The organism is Streptomyces sp. Act143, from assembly GCF_003143935.1.
In the GTDB taxonomy this organism is placed as follows: Bacteria; Actinomycetota; Actinomycetes; order Streptomycetales; family Streptomycetaceae; genus Streptomyces.
On record NZ_QFRX01000001.1, the window covers coordinates 8,554,546 to 8,568,244 of the forward strand.

At 71.7% G+C, this 13,699-nt stretch carries 13 protein-coding genes; 7 read left to right on the plus strand and 6 right to left on the minus strand.

The features are described from left to right. Nucleotides 1-173: 173 nt before the first annotated feature. The gene (locus tag DI272_RS39085; protein ID WP_181387461.1) at nucleotides 174-1,700 is read right to left on the minus strand and encodes a DUF4331 domain-containing protein; all 1,527 of its coding nucleotides are present in this window, start codon (nucleotides 1,698-1,700) and stop codon (nucleotides 174-176) included. A gap of 208 nt (nucleotides 1,701-1,908) precedes the next feature. On the opposite strand from DI272_RS39085, the gene DI272_RS39090 reads away from it, so the two are divergent. The 3 genes from DI272_RS39090 (at nucleotide 1,909) to DI272_RS39100 (ending at nucleotide 3,674) form a co-directional block, all read left to right on the plus strand. Continuing rightward, nucleotides 1,909-2,451, plus strand: coding sequence for a sigma-70 family RNA polymerase sigma factor (locus DI272_RS39090; RefSeq protein ID WP_109499904.1), 543 nt, complete (start codon nucleotides 1,909-1,911; stop codon nucleotides 2,449-2,451). Further along, complete coding sequence (locus tag DI272_RS39095) at nucleotides 2,448-3,278, plus strand: anti-sigma factor domain-containing protein (protein WP_109499905.1); 831 nt, start codon at nucleotides 2,448-2,450, stop codon at nucleotides 3,276-3,278. The genes DI272_RS39090 and DI272_RS39095 overlap by 4 nt, the downstream gene beginning before the upstream one ends. Nucleotides 3,279-3,404: 126 nt before the next feature. Next, complete coding sequence (locus tag DI272_RS39100) at nucleotides 3,405-3,674, plus strand: hypothetical protein (protein ID WP_059196633.1); 270 nt, start codon at nucleotides 3,405-3,407, stop codon at nucleotides 3,672-3,674. A gap of 257 nt (nucleotides 3,675-3,931) precedes the next feature. Here DI272_RS39100 and DI272_RS39105 read toward each other — a convergent pair whose 3' ends face one another. Both DI272_RS39105 and DI272_RS39110 read right to left on the minus strand, forming a co-directional pair. Then, nucleotides 3,932-4,714 carry an ABC transporter permease gene (locus DI272_RS39105; RefSeq protein WP_109499906.1) on the minus strand — a complete coding sequence of 261 codons (783 nt, stop codon included), beginning with the start codon at nucleotides 4,712-4,714 and terminating at the stop codon, nucleotides 3,932-3,934. Beyond that, entirely contained in the window at nucleotides 4,711-5,661 is a 951-nt protein-coding gene (locus DI272_RS39110) for an ATP-binding cassette domain-containing protein (RefSeq protein WP_109499907.1), read from the minus strand. Before DI272_RS39110 ends, DI272_RS39105 begins: the two co-directional genes overlap by 4 nt. 63 nt (nucleotides 5,662-5,724) lie before the next feature. On the opposite strand from DI272_RS39110, the gene DI272_RS39115 reads away from it, so the two are divergent. Continuing rightward, nucleotides 5,725-6,441, plus strand: coding sequence for a TetR/AcrR family transcriptional regulator (locus tag DI272_RS39115; protein ID WP_109499908.1), 717 nt, complete (start codon nucleotides 5,725-5,727; stop codon nucleotides 6,439-6,441). Here DI272_RS39115 and DI272_RS39120 read toward each other — a convergent pair. The 3 genes from DI272_RS39120 to hmgA are packed head-to-tail and all read right to left on the minus strand — an operon-like array spanning nucleotide 6,438 to nucleotide 9,712. Continuing rightward, nucleotides 6,438-7,592, minus strand: a complete 1,155-nt coding sequence (locus DI272_RS39120) for a type ISP restriction/modification enzyme (protein WP_109499909.1) — start codon at nucleotides 7,590-7,592, stop codon at nucleotides 6,438-6,440. The genes DI272_RS39115 and DI272_RS39120 overlap by 4 nt on opposite strands. Nucleotides 7,593-7,618: 26 nt before the next feature. Then, nucleotides 7,619-8,368 carry a GntR family transcriptional regulator gene (locus tag DI272_RS39125; protein ID WP_109499910.1) on the minus strand — a complete coding sequence of 250 codons (750 nt, stop codon included), beginning with the start codon at nucleotides 8,366-8,368 and terminating at the stop codon, nucleotides 7,619-7,621. Between the two features lie 27 nt (nucleotides 8,369-8,395). Beyond that, a complete protein-coding gene (hmgA, locus tag DI272_RS39130; protein ID WP_109499911.1) occupies nucleotides 8,396-9,712 on the minus strand; it encodes a homogentisate 1,2-dioxygenase in 1,317 nt (438 codons plus the stop codon). 150 nt (nucleotides 9,713-9,862) lie between these two features. Here hmgA and DI272_RS46335 point away from each other — a divergent pair, with 150 nt between their 5' ends. The 3 genes from DI272_RS46335 to DI272_RS39145 all read left to right on the plus strand — a co-directional run bounded on the left by DI272_RS46335 (nucleotide 9,863) and on the right by DI272_RS39145 (nucleotide 13,597). Further along, complete coding sequence (locus DI272_RS46335) at nucleotides 9,863-10,648, plus strand: hypothetical protein (RefSeq protein ID WP_375138092.1); 786 nt, start codon at nucleotides 9,863-9,865, stop codon at nucleotides 10,646-10,648. Continuing rightward, nucleotides 10,645-11,265, plus strand: coding sequence for a TetR/AcrR family transcriptional regulator (locus tag DI272_RS39140; RefSeq protein WP_109499912.1), 621 nt, complete (start codon nucleotides 10,645-10,647; stop codon nucleotides 11,263-11,265). Before DI272_RS46335 ends, DI272_RS39140 begins: the two co-directional genes overlap by 4 nt. A 94-nt stretch (nucleotides 11,266-11,359) precedes the next feature. Further along, nucleotides 11,360-13,597: a molybdopterin oxidoreductase family protein gene (locus tag DI272_RS39145; protein ID WP_109499913.1), complete on the plus strand. Its 2,238-nt coding sequence runs from the start codon at nucleotides 11,360-11,362 to the stop codon at nucleotides 13,595-13,597. Nucleotides 13,598-13,699: the final 102 nt, after the last annotated feature.

Sequence of the window (13,699 nt, forward strand, 5' to 3'; positions counted from 1 at the left end):
CCTAGTTACGAGGCGTGCGGTGCACGGGAGTTGATGCAACGTGCGGCGCGGCCCGCACCGTGGGGGACGAGTACGTGCGGGCCGCGCCAGCTGAAGGAGCGACGACTGCGGGCACCTAGGGGCGCGGGGAACTGCGTGACAGGCCCCCACGAACCCGCACCCGAAGAACCGGCCTAGTACGCCCGGGTCCTCATCCGCCGCCACCACATGAGGCCACCCCCGATGAGCACGATCCCCGCGGCACCCGCCCCGGCCGACGTGGCGATCAGCGTGGTGTCATCGCTCGAACCGCCGGAGGTGATCGCGTCGCCGAGCTGGTTGCGGACGTCGTTGCCGCCCGTCGTGCCCTTGGCCAGCGGGCCGCGTGACCCCTCGGTCGGCAGGGCGACGTACGGGAAGGACTTCTCGAAGTCCTTGTCGTTCTTGTCGACCGCGTCGCCCAAGTCGTTCTTGGAACCGACCAGTTCGCCCTCGACGACCTGGAGCGAGGCGTCGATCACGTCGTCCGTCAGACGGCGCCCGTTCGGGAACCCGGCGTTGTCGCCATCAAGCACACCGAGCCGCTTCGGAGAATCGGTGGGCTTGATGGACGTGTTGAGGCGCAGCTCTTCGGCCGCGCGGACATGGGGCGGCTGGTTCAGCCCCTTCACCCCCTTGAGGAACACGTCCACGAGGTCGTTGCGCGGCTCGGCCGGCGCCTTGATCTTGTAGATCGCCTCGATGAGCTTGGGCAGCTCGGGGTTGGTCACGTTCTTCAGGAACTGCGCGTCGTCCCACGGCGAGGACGCGTTGAACTTGTCCTTGTCCTTCAGCGGGTTGACGACCTCGTTGACCAGCGGGTTGCCGAGGCGCGAGACCTGTGAGTAGTACCCCTGCGCGTTCTTGCGCTGGGTCGTCGACCAGATGCCGACGACCGGCTGGTCCTTGGACTCGGTGATCATGTCCGTGGGGACCTGGAGGGCTATGGAGTTGACGTTGTAGCCCTTGAGGGTGTCGTTGCCGACCTCGGTGAGGTTCCCGCCGTACAGCAGGTCGAAGACGCGCAGGTCCAGGAAGAACGGGTCGTCGGCCTGGCCCGCGAACGAGGTCGCGTCCCCGGGCAGCTTGTACACGGCCTGGTCGCGCAGCTTCTCGTAGTTCGGCATCGACGCCTTGCCGACGTTCGACGGCGCCACCGGGACGTCGTCGGCGACCTTCGTCCTGTACTCGACCTTCTGGTGCTTGAGCCGGAACAGGTCGATGTCGTAGGTCTGCGTGATGTTCAGGTCGGGATCGTCGAGGCTGTCGACCACACCGGTGTTGTACAGGAACGTCTTCTTGTTCTTCGTATGCGTCTTGAAGGTGAAGCGGTAGAGCAACTCGCCCTGTCCGTCACCGTTGTTGTCGATGTGGATGTCGTACTGCGCGTCCTCGGCGAACTGGTAGAAGTTCGGCCCGCCCGCCGGGTCCTCGAAGGGGATCCAGTTGGCGACGATCGTCGTCGTGTCCGGCTTGTCCGGGCTGACGAACGCGTACACGTCCGTGTTGTCGTACTGCGGGTCGCCCGAGATCAGCGGGGCCTCCCGGTGACTGGAGGCGGAGGCCGCCCCCGGTTCCAGCGTGGCCACGCCGGCGGCTGCGAGCGCCCCGGCGGCCAGCGCACCGCAGACGAGGGTCGCGAGGCTCCTGCGCCCCGCACCGCTCCTGGAGTTAGGTGTCATGCCGTCCGTCCTCAGTCCAACTTGCCTGACGCTGGGACATTCGGAGTGGGTGGCGGGCCGGATTGGTCGAACCCGAAAACTTATTTCCCCGCAGCTCGACCCGCGTTTTCGGCTTTCTGATCCGTAACCCCATCCGGAGGTGTGTTCGTTGCGAATACCTCGCGGGACGGGACGACCCAGATGCGAGCTGGCGGGAGGGGGAGACGAGTTGGAGGCGGACGAGCTTCTGCTACTCGTGGCCGGCGGTGACCAGAAGGCATTCGAGAAGCTGTACGGACTGGTGTCCGGGCCGGTGTTCGGCCTCGTACGGCGCGTGGTGCGCGATCCGGCGCAGTCCGAGGAGGTGGCCCAGGAAGTGCTGCTGGAACTCTGGCGGTCCGCGGCGCGGTTCGACCCCGGCCGGGGCAGCGCCCTGTCCTGGGTCCTGACCCTCGCCCACCGGCGGGCCGTGGACCGGGTGCGCAGCGCCCGCGCGGCCGGCGAGCGCGAGCAGCGGGAGGCCTGGCGGGCCCACCACCCGGCCTTCGACCAGGTGACCGAGGAGGTGGAGGCGGGGCTCGAACGCGAGTGGGTGCGCCGCTGCCTGGACCGCCTCACCGACCTCCAGCGCCAGTCCGTCACCCTCGCCTACTACGACGGCTACACGTACCGTGAAGTGGCCGAGCGGCTCTCGCTGCCGCTGGGCACCGTCAAGACCCGGATGCGCGACGGGCTGACCCGGCTGCGCGAGTGCCTGGGAGGTGTGGCGTGAGCCTCCTCGACAAGCTGCTGCGCCGCGACGATCCGCACTCGCTGGCCGCTCCCTACGCCCTGGACGCTCTGGAGCCGGCCGAGCGGACCCGCTTCGAGAAGCACTTGAGGACCTGTCCGGCCTGTGCCGCCGAGGTCCGCGCGCTGTCCGAGGACGCGGTCCGGCTGGCCTGGTCGACGGCCGCCCCGCCGCCGCCCGCGATGCGCGACCGGGTGCTGGCCGCCGTCCGCACGACCGCGCAGGAGCCCGCACCAGGGCGTGCCGCGCAGGCGCGCGCCCGGGAACCGCAATTGCCGCCGCACGTCTGGGGCACCCGGCCGCCGCCGTCGCGCTCCCACGTGTCCCGGGCGCGCCGCCCCCTCTTCGTCCCCTTCGCCACCGCCACGGCCGCCGCGGCCCTCGTCGTCGCCTCGCTGTTCGCCGTGCAGGCGAACCGGACGCAGGACCAGCTGAACGCCGAGCGCAGCCAGGCGCGTGAGATCGCCCACGTTCTCGCGGCCCCGGACGCCCGGGCCAGTACCGGGAAGGACGCGCGGGGCCGCAGCATCGGGGTGGTCGCCTCCGCGGCGGAGGGACAGGCGGTCGTCACCCTGAGCGGATACGACGACCTCCCGAGCGGCCGCGTGAACCAGCTGTGGCTGATGCGCCCCGGCGCACAACCGCTCTCTCTCGGGCTCTTCGACGCCGACACGCCCTTGGTCGCGACCGGTCTCGACAAGACGGCCACATCACTCGCTGTAACCGTCGAGCCCGACGGTGGCTCAGCGCAACCCACCAGTCAGCCGGTTGTCCAACTCGCCCTGAAATCGGTTGGATTCGGAGAGTAATCAAAGAGGCGTCGTCAACACCCTTACGGGGAAGGTGAATCCTGTGACCTCGATACACGCGTGCCCCGTGGGGGCGATAGGGTTACCCTGCCCGGGCCGGGTGGACTCGTACGGGTGGGGAGTGACATGGAACAGATAACAGTGCGCAGCAGGGCGAGGGTCCCTGCGATCACCTGCGGGAGCAGCGCGACCAGTTCGCGTCTCGACCGCCATCTCGCGGTGCTGGCGGGTCCCGCCGTGCCGCAGCAGAAGACGGCCGAGGCCACCACGCTGATGCGTGAGCTGACAGCGCGTGAGCCCGTACGCAACCACAGCGACCAGAAGGCGCGGGTCCGCCGGGTCTCGCTCTTCGCGCCGCTGCGCCGACTTCGTCGTTCGCTGTTCGGCGGGCACTGAGCTCCCGACTCGCGCTCGGGCGGTCGCACCGGTCCGGCACGGCGCCGCGATCCCGTCGTCCGTCATCCCCACGGCATGCGGCACCCTCCGGGTGCCACCGCCCGGCGCGAGTACGCACGTTCCCCCGCCCCGCTCGTCCCGCCCCGCGCCCTCGCTCGAACTCACCTACGGGCCCCACCGGTTGACGTAGGAGCCCCAGGCATCCCTGGGGCTCCGGCAGCTCAAGATCATCCAACTCGCCCGTCGGGCGGGGTGGTTCAGTCCTGGCCGCGTGCGTACCGGCGCACCCCGAGCGGCAGGAACACCCCCAGCAGTACCGCGCACCAGGCCAGCGACCCCGCGACCGGATGCGTCACCGGCCAGGCGGCCCCCTCCGGCACCGGCGCGTTGCCGAACAGGTCCCGCAGGGCCGTGGTGAGCGCGCTGATCGGATTCCACTCGGCGATGGCGCGCAGCCAGCCCGGCAGATTGCCGGTCGGGATGTAGGCGTTGGACAGCAGCGGCAGCATGAAGGTCGCGCTGCCCAGCTGGCCGGCCGCCTCCTCGCTCCGTGTCAGCACCCCGAGGAAGATCCCGGCCCAGGTGCAGGCGAACCGGAACAGCAGCAGCAGGCCCACGGCCGCCACCGCCGCGAGCGCCGACCCCTCGATCCGCCACCCCACCGCGAGCCCGACGAGCAGGAACGGCACCGTGCCGACGGCCGCGACGACGAGGTCGGCGACCGCCTGCCCGAGCGGCACGGCCGCCCTGCTGACCGGCAGGGTGCGCAGCCGGTCCGTCACGCCCCGGTGGACGTCCTGCGCGGCCTGGAACATGCCGGTCATGATCCCGTTGGCGGCGGTCGCCACCAGCAGCCCCGGCACCAGGAACGCGCGGTACTCCGCACCCGGCATCGCCAGCGCGCTGCCGAAGACGTACCCGAAGAACAGCAGCATGCTGATCGGCATGGTCTGGGTCAGGATCACCAGCGCCGGGTTGTTGCGGACCCGCAGCAGCTGGCGGCCCAGCATGGCCGTGCCGTCGTAGGCGAGGGTGCTCATGCGGCGACCTCCTGCTCCTTGTCGGCCGTCAGACGCAGGAACACGTCGTCGAGCGTGGGTGGTTCGAGACGCGCGTCGAGCAACGGCACCCCGGCCGCGTCCAGTTCGCGCACCAGCCGGGGGAGGGTGAGGGTGGTGTCCCGGGTGACCGCGCCGACGGCCACCCGCTCGTGGTCGAACGTCGGCTGTCCGCCGGTGAGCCGGTCGAGCACCCCGGCCGCGGCCATGAGGGCCTCCGGGTGCGCGACGACGACCTCGACGTGGGTGCCGATCACCGCCTTGAGCTGGGCGGGCGATCCGGTGTGGGCGACCAGGCCCCGGTCCACCAGGGCGATGTCGTCGGCGAGCTGGTCCGCCTCCTCCAGGTACTGGGTGGTCAGCAGGACCGTCGTGCCGTCCTGCTTCAGCTCCCGCACCGCGTCCCGGACGGCGCCGCGGCTCGCCGGGTCCAGGCCGGTCGTCGGCTCGTCCAGGAAGAGGATCTCCGGGCGGCGCACCAGGCTCGCCGCGAGGTCCAGGCGCCGCCGCATGCCGCCCGACCAGGTGGACGCGGGCCGGTCGGCGGCCTCGGTCAGCCCGAAGCGCTCCAGCAGCTCGCCGGCCCGCTCGTTCGGCGCCCGCATCCGGTGCAGCCGGGCGAACAGCCGAAGGTTCTGCCGCCCGGTGAGGTCCCCGTCGACCGACGCGTACTGCCCGGTCACGCCGATGGCGCGGCGTACGGCCGCGGCCTCGCGGACCAGGTCGTGCCCCGCGACCGTGGCCGACCCCGCGTCCGGGCGCAGCAGCGTGGTCAGCAGCCGTACCGCCGTCGTCTTGCCCGCCCCGTTCGGTCCGAGAATCCCGCAGACCGTGCCCCGCGGGACGGCGAGGTCGAGCCCGCGCAGGGCGCGCACCTCGCCGAACCGCTTCTCCAGACCCTCACTAAGTACAGCGTACGTAGTAGTCATGGGTCGACCATAGCGCACTACGTACGCTGTACGTAACTAAGATGGTGGCCGAGGTGATGATCGATGGCGGGCCGAGCGGCCGTACCCGAAGTGATCTGGGCGCGCCCCGAGCGCACCGGGCGTGGGCCGAAGCCGGCGTACACCCGCGCCGACATCGCGGCGGCGGCGGTGCGGATCGCCGACGCCGAGGGCCTGGACGGGGTGTCGATGCGGCGCGTCGCGGCCGAGCTGGGCTGCGGCACCATGTCGCTCTACAACTACGTCCCCCGCAAGGAGGACCTGTACGAGCTCATGATCGACGCGATCGGTGCGGAGCACGAGATCCAGGAGCCCTCGGGGGACTGGCGGGCCGACATGGTCCGCAACGCGATGGAGACGCGCGGGATCATGCACCGGCACACCTGGGTGCCGCGGCTGATGTCAGGGTTCTACGGCTTCAGCCCCAACAGCCTGCGCTACCTGGAGCACTGCCTGGACTGCCTGGCGCCCCTCGATCTGCCGTACGCCGCCAAGACGGAGCTCGTCGCGCTGCTCAACGGGGTCGTGACGACGTACACCGCGAACGAGATCGCCACCGCCGAGCGCACCCGGTCGCTGCCCTGGACCGAGGAGGAGGAGAACGCGGTCCGGATCGCCTACCTCGGGAGTCAGGTGGCGACGGGGGCGTATCCGCGGCTGGCGGCGGCGTTCATGGAGCAGAGCGGGCCGATCGATCTGGAGGGGGTGTTCCGGCGGGCGCTGGAGCGGGTGCTGGACGCGTTTGATCCGGAGAGGCGCTAAAGCAGGGCGAGTTGACCCTCGGGGCCCTCTTCGTGACCGTCGAGCACCGACGCCGGCCCCCGTGCCCAGTCCGGTACCGGCAGCACCCCCGCCCTGCGCAGGTCCGCCGTCCTGATCCCGGACGTCAACTCCTCCTGCACCGGCTCCACTTCCGCCAGCAGCGCCAGGATCGTGATCAGCTCCAGCAGCTCCGACGTCCAGGTCTGGGTCCAGGTGGCCGGGCGGATCGCCGCCAGCGTGCCCGGCCCGGACTCCGCCGTCCGGGCCGTGAACCACTCCTCCAGGACCCGTACTCCACCCACCTCGTAGTCCCAGGCCTCCGGCGGTACCGGCGAGATGCGGCCCTCGTCGAGGTGGAGGGTCTCCTCGTCGCGGTCGTAGTGCAGGGTGAGCGGACGGGACGGCAGGGGAGCGCGGACGTAGGGGCGGCGGCCGCCCGGCAGCCGGGGGCGTTCGCCGTCACGGCGCATCAGCCACAGCAGCCGGTGGCCCGACTCCACGCCCCGCGCCCACAGTTCGGGGTCGCCGGTGAGCGGGACGGTCAGGTCGGGGCGGACCGCGGCCATGATCCAGGCGAGGACGTCCGGCGGGGACGGGGTCTGCCCGAGACGCTCGCCCAGAACGGTCAACAGGCCCGGCGCCAGATTCGGTTCGGTGCCTCCCGGGCGGCGGTACAGCGGGCGGACCCGGCCGGGCCGCAGCAGCGGGAACAGCGAGGTGGCCACCAGCAGCGGGCCCGGTCCGCCACCCGCCGTCTCCGCCACGAACACCTGGTCGTCGTCGGCCACCCGCCACAACTCCGGGCGGGCGGTGTCGATCAGACGGTGGTCCGGGATCAGCCACTGTTCGTCGAAGGGGGCGTACAGGACGCGGACGGGCTCGGGGCAGGGGCCGGTCGCCCGGACGAGTTTCTCCGTGCCGCCGGTACGGCCCGGCAGTTGGCCCACCGCCGAGCGCAGGGTGCGCGAGCGCGTCGGCTCGAACAGGGCCTCGCGGTCCGGCCCTTCGGCCTTCAGCAAGGCGTCCCAGCGGGCTTTCAGGGAGGCCGCGTCGGGACCCGCCGGCCACCCCCGGCCGAGCCGCGGCGGTGCGACGGACCACGGCATGAGGTCCGCGAGCAGCGGAGCGTCGTCGTGCGTCACGCTGGGCATCGTACGACTTCGCCGCGACACCGGGGTCAGGTCGCCTCCAAGGTCACCGTGAAGGAGAAGCGGTCGCCCCGGTAGTGGATGACCGCCACGTCCAGCACCCGCCCCTCCGTGTCATAGGTGACGCCCGTGTAGTGCAGGATCGGGCTGAGCAGCGGCACTCGGAGCAGCTGGGCCGTCTCCGGGTCGGCCAGCCGCGCCTCCACGGTGTCCGTGATGCGGCTGATGTCCGCCCCGACGACATCCCGCAGCACCTTGGTCATCGGCCGGCGGACCAGGTCCTCGGGGTCGATGCGGGCGGCGAGTTCGGGACGGACCCAGTTGCGCGCGTGGTTCGTCGGCTCACCGGTCTTCTCGTCCGAGCGCAGCCGGTGGTATGTCCCCAGCTCGTCCAGGTCGGGGTAGTGCTCGGCGAGTTCGGGCGGCACCGGACCCCTGCCGTGCTCCAGCAGTTCCGTGGTCATGCCGGACTGCTGGGCCACGATCGCGTCCACCGAGCCGAGCAGCCGCACCGGAGCGGTCCGCAGCGCGTTCGGCTCGATGAAGGTGCCGCGCCGGCGGTGGCGCGTGATCAGCCCCTCGTCCTCCAGCTCCTTCAGCGCCTGCCGCATGGTCAGCACGCTCACCCCGTAGTGGCCCGCCAACTGCTCCTCGGTGGGCAGTCGCAGCGGGTCCTGGGGCGAGCGGCCCAGTATCGAGGCGCGCAGCGACTGCGACACCTGGTACCAGAGCGGCAGCTTGCGGTTCAGGACGATCGAGTCCGGGGCGAAGGAGGTCACAGGGCCATCCGTACCGGTCGGGGATCTTCAGTGCAAGGGGCGGAAGTGGCGCTCCAGGCCCTGCCACACGTCGTCGTAGTGGCGTTGCAGGTGGTCCGCCTGGGCGGCGTGGGCGGTCAGCGTCACCGGCCACCGCGTCTCGAACATGAACGCCAGCCCGTCGTCCACCTTCTGCGGCTTCAGCTCGGCCGCGCTCGCCTTGTCGAAGGTCTCCCGGTCCGGTCCGTGCGCCGACATCATGTTGTGCAGCGAGCCGCCGCCGGGCACGAAGCCCTCCGCCTTGGCGTCGTAGGCGCCCTCGATGAGGCCCATGTACTCGCTCATCACGTTCCGGTGGAAGTACGGCGGCCGGAAGGTGTCCTCGCCCACCAGCCAGCGCGGCGCGAAGACCACGAAGTCCACCCCGGCGAGACCGGGGGTGTCGCTCGGCGACGTCAGCACCGTGAAGATCGACGGGTCCGGGTGGTCGTACGAGATCGTCCCGATGACATTGAAACGGCGCAGATCGTAGACGTACGGCACGAGGTTGCCGTGCCAGGCGACCACGTCCAGCGGGGAGTGGTCGTAGCGGGCCGTCCAGAGGTTGCCGCAGAACTTGTTCACCACCTCCACCGGGCCCTCGGTGTCGTCGTACGCCGCGACCGGCGCCTTGAAGTCCCGGGCGTTGGCCAGGCCGTTGGCGCCGATCGGGCCGAGGTCGGGGAGGCGGAAGGGGGCGCCGTAGTTCTCGCAGACGTACCCGCGGGCCGACTCGTCGAGGAGTTCCACCCGGAACCGCACGCCCCGCGGGATCAGCGCGACATGGCCGGGCTCGGCGTGCAGCAGTCCGAACTCGGTGTGCAGGAGGAGCCCGCCGCGCTCGGGGACGATCAGCAGCTCGCCGTCGGCATCGCTGAAGACGCGGTCCATGGAGTCGGTGGCGTGGTACAGGTGCACGGCCATGCCGGTGCGCTGGGCCGCGTCGCCGTTGCCGCCGAGGGTCCACAGGCCGGCCAGGAAGTCGGTGCCCTCCGTGGGTTCGGGGAGCGGGTTCCAGCGCAGCCGGTTCGGGTCGGGCACGGACTCGGTGAAGGGTGCCGTGCGGAGCCATCCGTTGTGGGCGTGGGTGAACGCCGGGTGCGCGGCCGACGGGCGGATGCGGTACAGCCAGGAGCGGCGGTTGTGGGCGCGGGGCTCGGTGAACGCCGTGCCGCTCAGCTGCTCCGCGTACAGGCCGAGAGGGGCGCGTTGCGGTGAGTTGCGGCCCTCGGGCAGTGCCCCCGGGACCGCCTCCGAGCTGTGCTCGTTGCCGAAGCCGGAGAGGTAGGTCAGGCCTTCCGCGGTCTTCCGCGTGTCCCCGCTCATGATCGCTCCCTTGCGGTCTGATTCCTATGGGACACCGTAGGATTGCGATTTCGCCCGCGCAAGGGGTAGTCCGGAGGTCCTCATCAGGGAGGAGGAGAACCAGCCTCCAGGGGGATCCGACTGCCGGACGGCTGTTCTACGCTCCCGGGCATGACGTGGACGCGGGCCCTCCCGGCCGCGCTCGCGGTCTGTGTCCTGCTGCTGACCGGAACCGCGAGCTGCGACTCCGGCGATGCGGGGCAGAAACAGAGAGCGGTGTCGCCCTCGCCGGTGGGCAAGGTGCTCAAGGACACCGACGAGCAGGGCCGGCACTACCGCGAGGTGGACGGCAAGGACGCCCCCGACGTCGGCATCGAGGTGCAGCCCGACACCGACGACAGCTGGGACGTACGCCTGACCGTCACCCGCTTCCGCTTCTCCCCGCCCGGCGCCGGGGCGGCCCCGGTGGAGGGCCGCGGACTCGCCTACCTGTACGTCGACGGCGGCCTCGTCACCCGGCTGCGCACCCCCGAGTACCGCATCCCCGGCGACCTCGTCCCACGCGGTACCCATACGGTCACCGTCCGCCTCTACGCCGACGACGGCACCGTGTGGGCGGTCGACGGCGACCCGGTGGAGAGCGCGGCGGACATCACGGTGTCGGGCGCCGAGGCGTCGCCGGACGCGGAGATCTCGCCGGGAGCCGTGGCTTCGCCGGGCTCGGTGACCGCGCAGGGCTCTGCGGCCTCGCCGGGCTCGGTGACCGCGCAGGGCTCTGCGGCTTCGCCGCACTTCGCCGCTTCGCCGCACGCCTCGGCCTCGACGGACGTCGCCGCCGTCGCTGCCGCCGCTGACGCCTCCGCGTCCCCTTCCGGCCCGGCCGTGCTGAGTGCACCCGGCACGTATGTGCGTACTGGGGGGCGAGGTTCACCGGACTGCGCCGGAAAGGCATCATGAAGCCCGTGCCCCACGCGACATCCGCGACATCGCTCCGCCGAGCGCCCGTGCAGCGGCGCAGTGCCGAACGGCTGACCAGGATTCTCGACGCCTGCGCCGACCTCCTCGACGAGGTCGGTTACGACGACCTGAGCACGCGGGCCGTCGCCCAGCGGGCCGGCGTCCCCATCGGCTCCGTCTACCGCTTCTTCGGCAACAAGCGGCAGATGGCCGACGCCCTGGCCCAGCGCAACCTGGAGCGCTTCAGCGAGCAGGTCGCCGAGCGCCTCCGGGGCGCCGACGGGCACTGGCGGGCCGCCCTGGACGCCGTCCTCGACGAGTACCTCGTCATGAAGCGCTCGGTGCCCGGCTTCTCCCTCGTCGACTTCGGCAACCAGATCCCCGTCGGCTCCCGCGCCGAACCCAACCACCGCGTCGCCGACCGCCTCACCGAGCTCCTCTCCGGCTACCTCCACCGCGAGCCCGACGACGATCTGCGCCGCACCTTCCTGATCGCCGTGGAGACCGCCGACACCCTCGTCCACCTGGCCTTCCGGGTGGCGCCGGGCGGCGACGAGCGGATCATCGCGGAGGCCCGCGAGATGCTCCGCGCCTATCTCGCCCGGGTGCTGGACTGACCGCCGCCGCACGGCCCGGCGCGCAGGGACTCCCCACCATGCCTACTGGTCGGTATGCTCGGCCGGGACCGGCACCGCTGCCCCGGGAGGACCCGTGTCCCGCACCGCCCTGCGTATCTGCCCCCTGTGCGAGGCCACCTGCGGCCTGACCCTCACCATCGAGGGGACCCGGGTCACCGGTGCCCGCGGCGATCGCGACGACGTGTTCAGCCAGGGGTTCATCTGCCCCAAGGGCGCCGCCTTCGGTGCCGTCGACGGCGACCCCGACCGGCTGCGCACCCCGCTGGTCCGCAAGGACGGCGAGCTGCGCGAGGCCACCTGGGAGGAGGCCTTCGACGCGGTGGCCGCCGGCATCCGGCCGGTCGTCGAGCGCCACGGCCCGCACGCGGTGGGCGTCGTGCTCGGCAACCCCAACGTCCACACCATGGCCGGCGCCCTCTACCCGCCGGTCCTGCTCGCCGGTCTCGGCACCCGCAGCGTCTTCACCGCCTCGACGGTCGACCAGATGCCCAAGCACGTCTCCAGCGGGCTTCTCTTCGGCGACGCCAACGCGATCCCGGTCCCGGACCTCGACCACACCGACCATCTGCTGCTCATCGGCGCCAACCCCCTGGAGTCCAACGGCAGTCTGTGCACCGCCCCCGACTTCCCCGGCAAGCTCAAGGCGCTCAAGGCCCGCGGCGGCACCCTCACCGTCATCGACCCCCGCCGCACCCGCACCGCGAAGCTCGCCGACCGCCACCTCGCGATCCGCCCCGGCGCGGACGCGCTGCTGCTGGCGGCGATGACGTACACCCTGTTCGAGGAGGGCCTCGTCGACCCGGGGGAGCTGACCCCGCACCTGCAAGGGCTCGACGAACTCCGCGATGCCGTAGGGGACTTCACGCCCGAGGCCGTCGCCGGCGCCTGTGACGTCGACGCCGCCACCATCCGCACCCTCGCCCGCGAGCTGGCCGCCGCCCCCACCGCCGCCGTCTACGCCCGCATCGGCAGCTGCACCGTCCCGCACGGCACGCTGGCCAGCTGGCTGGTCGACGTGCTGAACATCCTGACCGGCAACCTCGACCGGCCGGGCGGCGCCCTCTTCCCGCAGGCCGCCACCGACCGCACCCCCCGGCCCGCCGGGCCCAGCCACGGCTTCGCGCTCGGCCGCTGGCACTCCCGGGTGAGCCGGCATCCCGAGGCCAAGGGCGAACTGCCCATCTCCGCCCTCGCCGAGGAGATCGACACCGCGACCGAGGAGGGCGAGCCGGTCCGGGCGGTCGTCACCGTCGCCGCCAACCCCGTCCTGTCGGTGCCCGACGGCGACCGGCTCGACAAGGCCCTCGACGGGCTCGACTTCATGGTCAGCGTCGACCCCTACCTCAACGAGACCTCACGCCACGCCCACGTCGTGCTGCCCCCGCCGCCGCCCTCGCAGAGCCCGCACCACGACTTCGCCTTCAACACCCTCGCCGTCCGCAACCAGGTCCGCTACACCCGCCCCGCCGTTCCGCTGGAGCCCGGCCGCATGGCCGAGACCGAGATCCTGGCCCGACTGGTCCTCGCCGCCACCGGCATGCACGGCGCCGACCCGTCGGCCGTGGACGACCTGGTCATCGGACAGACCCTCGGCAAGGCCGTCAAGGAACCCCACTCGCCGGTGCACGGCCGTGACGCCAGGGAACTCGCCGGTCTGCTGACCGGTGTCTCCGGCCCCGAGCGGCGGCTCGACATGATGCTGCGCCTCGGCCCCTACGGCGACGGGTTCGGCGTACGACCGGACGGGCTGAGCCTGGAGAAGCTGCTGGCGCATCCGCACGGCCTCGACCTCGGACCGCTCGCCTCCCGGCTGCCGCAGCCGCTGAAGACGCGCAGCGGGAAGGTGGAGTTGCTGCCGCAGCCGATCGCCGACGACCTGCCCCGGCTGCGGCAGGCCCTGACCGAGCGTCCGGAAGGGCTGGTCCTCGTCGGCCGCCGTCACCTGCGCTCCAACAACAGCTGGATGCACAACGTCCCGGCCCTCACCGGCGGCACCAACCGCTGCACCCTGCACATCCACCCCGAGGACGCCGACAGGCTGGGCGTGGGCGACGGGCAGGCGGTACGGGTCAAGGGCGCCGGGGGAGAGGTCGTCGCGCCCGTGGAGGTCACCGACACCGTGCGGCCCGGCGTGGTCAGCCTCCCGCACGGCTGGGGCCACGACCGCCCCGGAACCCGCCTCGGCCATGCCGCCACCGACCCCGGCGTCAACGTCAACCAGCTCCTCGACGGCAGCCTGCTCGACCCCCTGTCGGGCAACGCGGTACTCAACGGCGTCCCCGTAAAACTGGCCACCGCGTCGGCCCCGTGAGCAGCGCAAAGCCGTGACCTGCAGTTTTGCGCTTATTGCTCGCACGTCAACGTCTTGTTAACACCGCTCGACGGCACCTAACGTCCATCGCACCGCCGGCCC